Genomic DNA, 12207 nt, shown 5'->3' on the forward strand with positions numbered 1-12207 from the left:
TCAAATCGGCGTTCTTGTTTCTGTCTTTCCCGGGATTCCGTGAAGAACCTTTTTTTTGGCCATAAAAAAGGTGCGACCCTTGCGGATCACACCTTCTTTACGCCAACCGGCTAATCAGCTGCCGATGGCCTTGGAGGCCAACCAGAACAGCCCGGCCGACAAGCCCACCGTTGCTGGCAAGGTCAGTACCCACGCCATCAGGATGGTCTTGACGGTGCCGCCTTGCAGGCCGCTCTTGTTGGCGACCATGGTCCCGGCCACACCCGAAGACAGTACGTGGGTGGTCGACACCGGCAGGCTGAAGATGTTGGCCAGGCCAATCATGCTTGCGGTGGTGATCTGCGCCGACATGCCTTGGGCATAGGTCATGCCCTGCTTGCCGATTTTCTCGCCAATGGTCAGGACCACGCGCTTCCAGCCCACCATGGTGCCCAGGCCCAGCGCCAGGGCGACGGCCAGGATCACCCAGAACGGGGCGTATTCGGTGGTGGCGGTCAGGTCTTTACGCAGTTTGTCCAGGTCGGATTTCTCGCGTGCGTCCAGGCCCGGCAGCTTGCCGACTTTTTTCGCGGTGTCATCCAGGCACAGCAAGTAGCGGCGCACTTCGATGCGGTGTTCTGCGGTCAGCGAGTGGTAGTCCGAAACGCCTTTTAGCGTGCCGAGCAGGGCGTTGATGGTCGGCTCGGTCTGCTGCGGGTTGCACTGGAACTTGCCCGGCAGGTCGTCCTTCACGCTTTTACCCAGGGCCAGGAACTCACCGAGGGTTTCGTGGTTGCGCTGGTAGAACTGGTTCAGGTGCAGGGTCGCGTCGCGCGTGCGTTCGATCTGGTAGGTGGTGCTGCCCAGGTCGAGTACGAACTGCGCCGGCACGATGCCGATCAGCACCAGCATGATCAGGCCAATGCCTTTCTGGCCGTCGTTGGAGCCGTGCACGAAGCTGACGGCCATGGCCGAAATCACCAGCACCAGGCGGTTCCAGAAGGGCGGGTGCTTTTTGTCGTCGAGCTTGCGGCGCTGGTCCGGTGTCTTGTGCATCTTGGACAGCGGGCGCCACCATTTCAGGCCGATCAGCACCAGGGCCGCGACCACAAAACCGGCAATCGGCGAGAACACCAGCGAGGCGCCGATATCCACGGCCTTCTGCCAGTTCACCCCGTCCGCCAGGGGGATGTCGTTGATCAAGGCGTTGGCCAGGCCGACACCCAGGATCGAGCCGATCAAGGTGTGGGAACTGGACGCCGGGATCCCGAAGTACCAGGTGCCCAGGTTCCAGGTGATCGCCGCTGCCAACAAGGAGAAGACCATGGCCAGACCGTGGCCGGTGTTCACGTTGATCAGCAATTCCACCGGCAGCAGGTGCACGATGGCATACGCGACCCCCACCCCGCCGAGCAACACGCCGAGGAAGTTGAACACCCCGGAGAAGAACACGGCCAGGTGCGGCGGCATGGCCTTGGTATAGATGACTGTCGCAACCGCGTTCGCGGTGTCATGAAAGCCGTTGATGAACTCGAAGGCGAGAACAAAGGCCAGGGCGAGCAGCAGGCTCACGAGAACCCAAGCATCCAGTCCGCTGAATAAATCGATCATGAAGGTTTTATGACCAGGTCGTAAGGGGGCGCGATTATGCCAGAAAACCTCGGTAATCGATGCACCCGCTGCTCATCGGTAACATTCTTCAATGAAAAAAATGGCAGGACAGGGGCGGGCGTCCGGTTTTTCCAGGGGGTTGCAGGTTGTTGATTTATAAGGTGAACGCTGGAGTTGAGGCGGGTGGGCAGCCGTGCGAATGGCTTGAAATAGCCGTATGAAATTTCGACAAGGCAGCCGAAATGACGGAAAAAAGTTTTGCGATCGCCCGCGTTAAAGGACGCCTCTCTACCAGAAGGGTACTGGCAGAGAGATGGCAATCCTGGACGGCTGGAGCCTGAACGCTTATGGCGATTCGGGCCGCAGGTCCTGTTCGATCTTGTGGATTTCTTCGGCAAAAGCCCGGTCGAGCAGACTGGCTCGTTTACGCCATGGTTTGCGTTCGGGTTCGGGCTGGGCGGCGTAGGTGGTAATTTCTCCGCCGTAAACATCCTTGTAACGTTGCTCCTGACGCTCAAGTTCTGCGCGCAGTTCGTCTTTCGTCACATTGTTACCTAATCGAGTTGAGTTAAGTTCCGGTCAACGCAATGCCCTGAGGTGATCAACCACTTCATTAATAGCAGGCGGCCACGGTCCCGGAGAAGAGCAGCTGTCGTAGCAACAGTTTGTTTTAAGCCGCCAGGGCGCGTCGGCTATTTGCGACAGTGCAGAGGCATGCGCCGTCTGCAGGATGCCCAGACTTGGATCCGTTGTTGAAGCGGTTCCGAGTTGGCATAGGGTGCATTATAGCGGCGCATTTGAATAACACTATCGACATCAAGTTAAAAAACGTCAACTTTATGTGAGCGTTTTGTTACGTACGTGTGTGAGTGATTGGTTGAACTTTTGACGTCATAAATCATGCAGTGTTTTACAGGCAACCAATAAACCGTAACTTCTTTCGTACATTAGCCCGTGCAAAAAATCCCGCGATCACGCGCAAGGGCAGGGGCGGGCGCTAGGTGGGCGACAAATTGCGATAATCGCATGACCGTCCGATAATCGCCCAATCTTGACCGGCTCGCCTTGTGCCTCCCGTACCCGGCGGCTGTAATAGCGGTCAGCCCTCCTGCCGCGGCACACAACAAGAAAAGGACGTGAGATGAACGATCAACTGCGCAACTCCTTCGCCTGCGTGGCGCCACCAATCGTTGCGTCTGCGGCCAAGCGGATTCAGGCGTTTACCGGTGATCCGGATTTCATGACCTCCCTGGCCCGTGGCCTGGCCGTGGTGCAGGCCTTTCAGGAGCGCAAGCGCCACCTGACCATCGCGCAGATCAGCCATCGCACCGAAATCCCCCGCGCCGCTGTGCGCCGTTGCCTGCATACCCTGATCAAACTCGGCTACGCCACCACCGACGGGCGTACCTACTCGTTATTGCCCAAGGTCCTGACCCTGGGCCACGCGTACTTGTCGTCCACCCCGCTGGCGGTGTCGGCCCAGCCTTACCTGGACCGCATCAGCGAGCAACTGCACGAAGCCTGCAACATGGCGACGCTTGAGGGGGACGACATCCTCTACATCGCCCGCTCGGCCACCACCCAGCGGCTGATCTCGGTGGACCTGTCCGTCGGCGGCCGCCTGCCGGCCTACTGCACCTCCATGGGCCGGATCCTGCTGGCGGCCCTCGACGATGCATCGCTAAAGGACTACCTCGACCACGCCGACCTGCAAACCAAGACCAGCCGCACCATCACCGAGCCACAGGCCTTGCTTCAGTGCTTGCAGGAGGTGCGCAGCCAGGGCTGGTGCATTGTCGATCAGGAGCTGGAACAGGGCCTGCGTTCGGTCGCCGTGCCGGTGTATGACGCGTCCGGCCAGGTGCTGGCCGCGCTGAACGTCAGCACCCACGCGGCGCGGGTCAGCCGCAGCGAGCTGGAGCAACGCTTTTTGCCGAACATGCTCGCCGCCAGCCGTGAGTTGAGCGCGCAGCTGTTTGCGTAAGCTGTTCGGTGACCGCACAGATCCCGGCGTGACGAATTGACGGTATTTCCCAAGGCTTATTAATGTGCGCCAGCGCAATCAGCGCCGCCCCAAATAATAATGACGGCCCCAGGTCGTCCGCCCGCCCCCGGTGTGGAAATAAAAATAATGAATCAGCCTTCGTCTGTTGGTACTTCGCTGGACGTGCAGTCCTTCATCAATGCCCAGCCGCTGTCGCGTTACCAGTGGCGCGTGGTCATCCTGTGTTTCCTGATCGTTTTTCTCGACGGCCTCGACACCGCCGCCATGGGCTTTATCGCCCCGGCCTTGTCCCAGGACTGGGGCATTGACCGCGCCAGCCTGGGGCCGGTGATGAGCGCCGCGTTGATCGGCATGGTCTTCGGCGCCCTAGGTTCAGGCCCGCTGGCCGACCGCTTTGGCCGCAAAGTGGTGTTGGTGGGCGCGGTGCTGCTGTTTGGCGCTTTCAGCCTGGCCTCAGCCTACAGCAGCAACGTCGACCAACTGCTGGTGCTGCGCTTTCTGACGGGCCTGGGCCTGGGCGCCGGTATGCCGAACGCGACCACGCTGTTGTCGGAATACACCCCTGAGCGCCACAAGTCGTTGCTGGTGACCAGCATGTTCTGCGGCTTCAACCTGGGCATGGCCGGTGGTGGGTTTATCTCCGCCAAACTCATCCCCACCTTTGGCTGGCACAGCCTGTTGCTGATCGGTGGTGTGCTGCCGTTGGTGCTCGCGGGAGTGCTGTTGGTGTGGTTGCCGGAGTCGGCGCGTTACCTGGTGGTGCGCAACCGTGGCACCGACAAGGTGCGCAAGACCCTGGCCCCCATCGACCCGGCCATTGTCGGCCAAGCCACCAGCTTCAGCGTGCCGGAACAAAAAACCGTCAAGGCGCGCAACGTGTTTGCGGTGATCTTCTCCGGCACCTACAGCGCGGGCACCTTGCTGTTGTGGCTGACCTACTTCATGGGCCTGGTGATCGTCTACCTGTTGACCAGTTGGCTGCCCACCCTCATGCGTGACAGCGGCGCGAGCCTGGAGCAGGCCGCGTTCATCGGCGCGCTGTTCCAGTTTGGCGGCGTGCTGAGTGCCGTGGGCGTGGGCTGGGCGATGGACCGGTTCAATCCGCACAAGGTCATCGGAACCTTCTACTTGCTGGCCGGGGTATTTGCCTACGCCGTAGGGCAGAGCCTGGGCAATATCACGATTCTGGCCACGCTGGTGCTGATTGCCGGGATGTGTGTCAACGGCGCGCAATCGGCCATGCCCTCGCTGGCCGCACGGTTTTACCCGACCCAGGGGCGGGCGACCGGCGTGTCGTGGATGCTCGGCATCGGCCGCTTTGGGGCGATCCTCGGTGCGTGGATGGGGGCGACCCTGTTGGGGCTGGGCTGGAACTTCGAGCAAGTGCTCACCGCCCTGGTGATCCCGGCCGCACTGGCCACGGCCGGCGTGATCATCAAAGGCATGGTCAGCCACGCCGACGCCACCTGAAACCGGCTGCACCCCCTCGCGGGGGCTGGCCGCAGCCCCCGACTTCGACCCTGTTCAAGCCAAAAGTTAGCAAGACAACAATCCGTTCGATAATCGAACGCTGAGTCGATTATCGGATTGTTTGGCTTATTTCCCGGGCTTACTCTTCAAACCACTTCGGCGCACTGGCGCGCCTTTTTCGATCGATACCGGGAGCCCAACCCCATGGCTGAAATTCTCACCCTGTCCGACGCGGTGAAGCAGTTCGTCAACGACGGCGACACCGTCGCGCTCGAAGGCTTCACTCACCTGATTCCTACGGCGGCAGGTCATGAAATCATTCGTCAGGGCAAGAAAGACCTGACCCTGGTGCGCATGACACCCGACCTGATCTACGACCAGTTGATCGGTGCCGGCTGTGCGCGCAAGTTGATTTTCTCGTGGGGGGGTAACCCGGGTGTGGGCTCCCTGCACCGCCTGCGTGACGCGGTGGAAAAACGCTGGCCGCAACCGCTGGAAATCGAAGAACACAGCCACGCCGACCTGGCCAATGCCTACGTCGCTGGCGCGTCGGGCCTACCGTTTGCGGCGCTGCGGGCCTACGCAGGTTCCGACCTGCCCAAGGTCAACCCGCTGATCAAGACCGTCACCTGCCCATTCACCGGCGAAGTGCTGGCGGCCGTGCCGTCGGTGCGCCCGGACGTCACCGTGATCCACGCGCAAAAGGCCGACCGCAAGGGCAATGTGCTGCTGTGGGGCATTTTGGGCGTGCAGAAAGAGGCGGCCCTGGCGGCGAAGCGTTGCATCGTGACCGTGGAAGAAATCGTCGATGACCTCAACGCGCCCATGAACGCATGTGTCTTGCCGACCTGGGCGCTGACCGCCGTGTGCCATGTGCCTGGCGGCGCGCATCCGTCCTACGCTCATGGCTACACCGAGCGTGATAACCGCTTCTACCAGGCGTGGGATCCGATCGCTCGCGACCGTGAGACGTTTACTGCCTGGATCAACGAATACATCCACGGCACTGCCAATTTCAGCGAATTCCAGGCCAAGCTGGCCACCGCGCAGGAGGCCCAGTAATGGCTTACTCGACCAACGAAATGATGACCGTCGCCGCTGCACGCCGCCTGAAAAACGGTTCTGTATGCTTTGTCGGCATCGGCCTGCCCTCCAAGGCCGCCAACCTTGCACGCCTGACCTCGTCGCCCGACGTGGTGCTGATCTACGAGTCCGGCCCCATTGGTGCCAAGCCGTCGGTGCTGCCGCTGTCGATTGGTGACGGCGAACTGGCGGAAACCGCCGACACCGTAGTGCCCACCGGCGAGATTTTCCGCTACTGGCTGCAAGGCGGGCGCATTGACGTGGGCTTTCTCGGCGCGGCACAGGTCGACCGTTTCGGCAACATCAACACCACCGTGGTCGGTGACTATCACCAGCCCAAAGTGCGCCTGCCGGGTGCCGGTGGTGCGCCGGAAATCGCCGGTTCCGCCAAGAGTGTGCTGATCATCCTCAAGCAGTCGGCCCGCTCGTTTGTCGAAAAACTCGACTTCATCACGTCGGTGGGCCACGGCGAAGGCGGCGACTCGCGCAAGCGTCTCGGCCTGCCGGGCGCTGGGCCGGTAGGCATCATTACCGACCTGTGCACCATGGAGCCGGAAGCCGGCAGCAACGAATTCGTGGTGACCGCCCTGCACCCCGGCGTTACCCGCGAGCAGGTGGTGGCCGCCACCGGCTGGGCGATCCGCTTCGCTGACCAGGTGGCCATCACGGCTGAACCGACCGACACCGAACTCACCGCCCTGCGCGACCTCGAAGCCCGCACCGCTGCCGCCCACGGCCAAGCCCCCGGAGAAGCCTGATGCGCGACGTCTTTATCTGTGACGCTATCCGCACCCCCATCGGCCGTTTTGGCGGGGGCCTGTCCAGCGTGCGTGCCGATGATTTGGCCGCCTTGCCGATCAAGGCGCTGATCGAGCGCAACCCGTCGGTGGACTGGCACGCGGTCGACGAAGTGTTTCTGGGCTGCGCCAACCAGGCCGGCGAAGACAACCGCAACGTGGCCCGTATGGCCCTGCTGCTGGCGGGCCTGCCAGAGAGCATTCCCGGCGTGACCTTGAACCGCCTGTGCGCCTCGGGCATGGACGCCATTGGCACCGCGTTTCGCGCCATTGCCAGCGGCGAGATGGAGCTGGCGATTGCCGGGGGAGTGGAGTCGATGTCCCGCGCGCCGTTCGTGATGGGCAAGGCGGACGCCGCGTTCTCGCGCAACATGACGCTGGAAGACACCACCATCGGCTGGCGTTTTATCAACCCGCTGATGAAGGCCCAATACGGCGTGGATGCGATGCCGCAGACCGCTGACAACGTGGCCGATGAGTACCAGGTTTCCCGCGCCGACCAGGACGCTTTCGCACTGCGCAGTCAGCAACGGACGGCGGCGGCGCAAGCAGCCGGGTTCTTTGCCGAAGAGATCGTGCCGGTGCGCGTCGCCCATAAAAAAGGCGAAACCGTGGTGGCGCAGGATGAACACCCACGGGACACCACCTTGGAGGCCCTGGCCAAGCTCAAGCCGGTCAACGGCCCCGACAAGACCGTGACCGCGGGTAATGCGTCGGGCGTGAACGACGGTGCGGCGGCGTTGATTCTGGCCAGCGCCGAGGCGGTAAAAAAGCACGGCCTGACCGCCCGCGCCCGTGTGTTGGGCATGGCCAGCGCCGGGGTGGCGCCACGGGTGATGGGCATCGGCCCGGTGCCTGCCGTGCGCAAACTGGTGGAGCGCCTGGGCCTGGCCGTCACTGATTTTGATGTGATTGAACTCAACGAAGCCTTTGCCAGCCAAGGCCTGGCGGTACTGCGCGAACTGGGCCTGGCCGACGACGCGCCGCAGGTCAACCCCAACGGCGGCGCCATCGCCCTTGGCCACCCGTTGGGCATGAGCGGCGCACGCCTGGTGCTGACGGCGCTGCACCAGCTGGAAAAAACCGGCGGCAGCAAAGGCCTGGCCACCATGTGTGTCGGGGTGGGCCAAGGCCTGGCCCTGGCTATCGAACGCGTCTGACCCGAACAAGAGGATTGCTCCATGAGTGACAAGCCCGGTTACCGGCGCCCGCACGCGGGAACCCAACCTGATTACCTGCACCCGGCGTACCAGTCGACGAACCTGCGTTCGCCGTCCCAACCGTTGGTGTTTTTGCCGCACTCCCTGTCGGAAATCACCGGCCCGACTATCGGCGCCGAGCACGTGAGCGAGAAGGACCGCGACCTGACCGCCCAGCATGACGGCGAGCCGCAAGGTGAACGCATCATCATTCATGGCCGTGTACTGGATGAAAACGGCCTGCCGGTGCCGGGCATTCTCGTGGAGATCTGGCAGGCCAACGCGGCCGGTCGCTATAACCATCAACGCGACCTGCACGACGCGCCGCTGGACCCGAACTTCACCGGCACTGGCCGCACGGTTACCGACGCAGACGGCTGGTATCAGTTCCAGACCATCAAGCCCGGCGCCTACCCGTGGGGCAACCACCACAACGCGTGGCGCCCGGCGCACATCCACTTCTCGCTGTTCGGCCCCAGTGTGCTCACGCGCCTGGTGACCCAGATGTATTTCCCTGGCGACCCGCTGCTCGAATACGACCCGATCTACAACTGCGTGCCGGACACCTCGGCCAAGGAGCGCCTGATCGCCCGTTTCGATCTGGAAAAAACCGTTCCCCACTACGCCCTCGGCTACCGCTGGGACATTGTCCTGCGCGGCCGTGATGCCACGCCGATGGAGAAATGAGATGAGCCTTTATGCGACGACCTCCCACACGGTCGGCCCCTACTACCACATCGGCCTGACCTGGCTGAACCGCGAAGACCTTACGGTTGCGCAGACCCTGGGCGAGCGCGTGGCCATCAGCGGCCAGGTGGTGGACGGCAACGGTGAGGTGGTCAACGACGCCATGCTGGAAGTCTGGCAGGCCAACGCGGCCGGCAAATACGACCACCCCGAAGACGAGCAGCACAAACCGCTCGACCCGCACTTCCAGGGCTTTGGCCGGGTGCCGGTAGATGGCGAAGGGCGGTTTCGTTTCACCACCATCAAGCCTGGCAGCGTGCCAGGCCTCAACGGCACCACCCAGGCGCCCCACCTGGTGGTGCTGGTGTTTGCCCGAGGGTTGGTAAAACACTTGCTCACGCGGATTTACTTCGACGGCGAGGCGCTGAACGGCGCTGACCCGCTGTTGGCGTGCGTACCCCAGGAGCGTCGCGACACCTTGATTGCCAAGGCGGATGCGGCAGGTGTGTATCAATGGAATGTAATTTTGCAGGGCACTGACAAGGAGACAGTGTTCTTCGATTACTGATTGACTGCTCGCTCCCCTGTAGAGCGGGGGAGCGATCATCCAAAAGTCTGCTTGCGGAACAGGTATGTTGCAAAGTATGTCTAGGCTATAACCGTTCCCACTGAGTAAAAAAACCATGACAACAACAACTACAAATCACTACACCGGAGAAGAACGCCGCAAACGGATTTTTGCGATTGTCGGTGCTTCCTCCGGCAACCTGGTCGAATGGTTCGACTTCTACGTCTATGCCTTTTGCGCCATTTACTTTGCCCCTGCGTTTTTCCCGTCGGACGACCCTACGGTGCAACTGCTCAACACCGCCGGTGTATTCGCCGCGGGCTTTTTGATGCGTCCTATCGGCGGCTGGCTGTTTGGCCGGGTGGCCGACAAGCACGGGCGCAAGAACTCGATGATGATCTCGGTACTGATGATGTGCGCAGGCTCGCTGGTCATCGCCTTTTTGCCGACGTACAAAGACATCGGCGCCTGGGCCCCGGCCCTGCTCCTGGTGGCCCGGTTGTTCCAGGGCCTCTCGGTGGGTGGCGAATACGGCACTACCGCCACCTACATGAGTGAGGTGGCACTCAAGGGCCAGCGCGGCTTCTTCGCCTCGTTCCAGTACGTGACCCTGATCGGCGGGCAACTGCTCGCGGTGTTGGTGGTGGTGATCCTGCAACAGCTGCTCAGCGAAGAAGAGCTGCGCGCCTGGGGCTGGCGCATCCCGTTCGTGATCGGCGCCATCGCGGCGGTGATCTCGCTGCTGCTGCGCCGTACCCTCAAAGAAACCACCAGCAAGGAAACCCGTGCCGACAAAGACGCGGGCAGCATGGCGGCGTTGTTTCGCAACCATAAAGCGGCGTTCATCACCGTGCTGGGCTACACCGCGGGCGGCTCGCTGATTTTCTACACCTTCACCACGTACATGCAGAAGTACCTGGTGAACACCGCTGGCATGCACGCCAAGACCGCCAGCTTCATCATGACCGGCGCGCTGTTTGTGTACATGTGCATGCAGCCGCTGTTCGGCATGATCTCCGACAAAATCGGCCGTCGTAACTCCATGCTCTGGTTCGGCGCGCTCGGCACCCTGTGTGTCGTACCGATCCTGCTGACCCTCAAAACCGTCACCAGCCCGTTCCTGGCGTTTGTGCTGATCTCGCTGGCCCTGGCCATTGTCAGCTTTTACACCTCCATCAGCGGCCTGGTGAAAGCCGAAATGTTCCCGCCCCACGTGCGCGCCCTCGGGGTCGGCCTGGCCTATGCAGTGGCCAACGCGATCTTTGGCGGTTCGGCGGAATACGTGGCTTTGGGTCTTAAGTCCATGGGCATGGAAAACACCTTTTACTGGTACGTCACCGCCATGATGGCGATCGCGTTCCTGTTCAGCTTGCGCTTGCCTAAACAGGCTGAGTACTTGCACCACGATCTATAAACGGTCGGCGGCTGCCGGCCTTTGGGATGAGTTATGAGCAACCAGTTGTTCGACGCTTACTTCACGGCAGGCAGCATGGCCGAGGTGTTCTGCGACCAGGGCCGCTTGCAGGGCATGCTGGATTTCGAGGCGGCGCTGGCCCGGGCCCAAGCCCGGGTGGGGTTGATCCCGCAGGCGGCGGTGGCGCCGATTGCCCAGGGGTGCCTGGCGTCGCTGTATGACGTCAATGCCTTGAGCGAGGCGATTGCCACGGCGGGCAATTCGGCGATTCCGCTGGTCAAGGCCCTGGGCAAATGGGTCGCCGCGCAAGAGGCGAGTGCCGAGCGTTACGTGCACTTGGGCGCCACCAGTCAGGACGTGATGGACACCGGCCTGGTGCTGCAACTGCGCAGCGCTACCGTGCTGATCGAACACGACCTGGCCCGCCTGGGCGATATTCTGGCGGCCCAGGCCCAGCGCTACATGGCCGTGCCGTTGGCCGGGCGCACCTGGTTGCAGCATGCGACGCCGGTCACGCTGGGTATGAAAATCGCGGGCTGGCTGGGCGCCGTCACCCGCAGTCGCCAACGCCTGGCCGAACTCAAGCCGCGCCTGTTGGTGCTGCAATTTGGCGGGGCCTCCGGCACCTTGGCCGCCCTGGGCGAACAGGCCATGCCGGTGGCCCAGGCGCTGGCGGCCGAGCTGCAACTGACGCTGCCGGAACAGCCCTGGCACACGCAACGGGACCGTCTGGTGGAGTTCGCGTCCGTGCTTGGCCTCATCGCCGGCAGCCTGGGCAAACTCGGCCGGGACATCAGCCTGTTGATGCAGACCGAAGCGGCGGAGGTGTTCGAGCCATCGGCGCCGGGCAAGGGCGGCTCCTCGACCATGCCGCACAAACGCAACCCGGTGGGGGCGGCCGTCTTGATCAGCACGGCCACCCGCGTGCCGGGCCTGGTGGGGACGATGTTCAGCGCCATGCCGCAAGAGCACGAGCGCAGCCTGGGCTTGTGGCATGCCGAATGGGAAACCCTGCCCGAGATTTGCCGCCTGGTGTCGGGTGCCTTGCACCAGGCGCTGCTGGTGAGCGAAGGGCTGGAAGTGGACCCCCAGCGCATGGCCCGCAACCTGGACCTGACCCAGGGCCTGGTGCTGGCCGAAGCCGTCAGCATCGTGCTGGCCCAGCGGCTGGGCCGCGACACCGCGCACCACTTGCTGGAGCAGTGTTGCAAACGTGCGGTGGCCGAGCAGCGTCACCTGCGGGCGGTATTGGCCGATGTGCCCCAAGTGACCGCCGAGCTGTCGGCGGCCGAACTGGACCACCTGCTGGACCCGGCGCATTACCTGGGCCAGGCCCACACTTGGGTCACCCGCGCGGTGGCCGATCATTTTGCGTTGACTGCCTGAGGAGGCTG

General features: G+C 62.6%; 11 protein-coding genes. 9 read left to right on the forward strand and 2 right to left on the reverse strand.

What is annotated here, in order from left to right:
- Positions 1-114: 114 nt before the first annotated feature.
- The gene (locus ACW9H9_RS17920; RefSeq protein WP_457344577.1) at positions 115-1590 is read right to left on the reverse strand and encodes an inorganic phosphate transporter; all 1476 of its coding nucleotides are present in this window, start codon (positions 1588-1590) and stop codon (positions 115-117) included.
- Positions 1591-1935: 345 nt separating this feature from the next.
- Positions 1936-2136: a hypothetical protein gene (locus ACW9H9_RS17925; protein ID WP_457344576.1), complete on the reverse strand. Its 201-nt coding sequence runs from the start codon at positions 2134-2136 to the stop codon at positions 1936-1938.
- 595 nt (positions 2137-2731) lie between these two features.
- Between ACW9H9_RS17925 and pcaR the strand changes: the two genes are divergently transcribed.
- The 9 genes from pcaR to ACW9H9_RS17970 all read left to right on the forward strand — a co-directional run bounded on the left by pcaR (position 2732) and on the right by ACW9H9_RS17970 (position 12199).
- Positions 2732-3574, forward strand: coding sequence for a pca regulon transcriptional regulator PcaR (gene pcaR / locus ACW9H9_RS17930; protein WP_457344575.1), 843 nt, complete (start codon positions 2732-2734; stop codon positions 3572-3574).
- 147 nt (positions 3575-3721) lie between these two features.
- The gene (locus ACW9H9_RS17935; RefSeq protein ID WP_457344574.1) at positions 3722-5065 is read left to right on the forward strand and encodes an aromatic acid/H+ symport family MFS transporter; all 1344 of its coding nucleotides are present in this window, start codon (positions 3722-3724) and stop codon (positions 5063-5065) included.
- A gap of 204 nt (positions 5066-5269) precedes the next feature.
- On the forward strand, positions 5270-6127 hold the full coding sequence (locus tag ACW9H9_RS17940; RefSeq protein ID WP_457344573.1) for a CoA transferase subunit A: 858 nt from the start codon (positions 5270-5272) through the stop codon (positions 6125-6127).
- A complete protein-coding gene (locus ACW9H9_RS17945; RefSeq protein WP_457344572.1) occupies positions 6127-6906 on the forward strand; it encodes a CoA-transferase subunit beta in 780 nt (259 codons plus the stop codon). Before ACW9H9_RS17940 ends, ACW9H9_RS17945 begins: the two co-directional genes overlap by 1 nt.
- Positions 6903-8105 carry a 3-oxoadipyl-CoA thiolase gene (gene pcaF, locus ACW9H9_RS17950; protein ID WP_457344578.1) on the forward strand — a complete coding sequence of 401 codons (1203 nt, stop codon included), beginning with the start codon at positions 6903-6905 and terminating at the stop codon, positions 8103-8105. The genes ACW9H9_RS17945 and pcaF overlap by 4 nt, the downstream gene beginning before the upstream one ends.
- A gap of 21 nt (positions 8106-8126) precedes the next feature.
- Entirely contained in the window at positions 8127-8831 is a 705-nt protein-coding gene (gene pcaH, locus ACW9H9_RS17955) for a protocatechuate 3,4-dioxygenase subunit beta (RefSeq protein WP_457344571.1), read from the forward strand.
- Position 8832: 1 nt separating this feature from the next.
- Positions 8833-9399 (forward strand): protocatechuate 3,4-dioxygenase subunit alpha, encoded by a 567-nt coding sequence (pcaG, locus tag ACW9H9_RS17960; RefSeq protein ID WP_457344570.1) that lies wholly within the window; start codon positions 8833-8835, stop codon positions 9397-9399.
- 115 nt (positions 9400-9514) lie between these two features.
- Complete coding sequence (locus ACW9H9_RS17965) at positions 9515-10813, forward strand: MFS family transporter (RefSeq protein WP_457344569.1); 1299 nt, start codon at positions 9515-9517, stop codon at positions 10811-10813.
- A gap of 33 nt (positions 10814-10846) precedes the next feature.
- The gene (locus ACW9H9_RS17970; protein ID WP_457344568.1) at positions 10847-12199 is read left to right on the forward strand and encodes a 3-carboxy-cis,cis-muconate cycloisomerase; all 1353 of its coding nucleotides are present in this window, start codon (positions 10847-10849) and stop codon (positions 12197-12199) included.
- The last annotated feature ends 8 nt before the right edge of the window (positions 12200-12207 follow it).

The sequence above is a fragment of the Pseudomonas sp. SDO5215_S409 genome, from assembly GCF_054071325.1.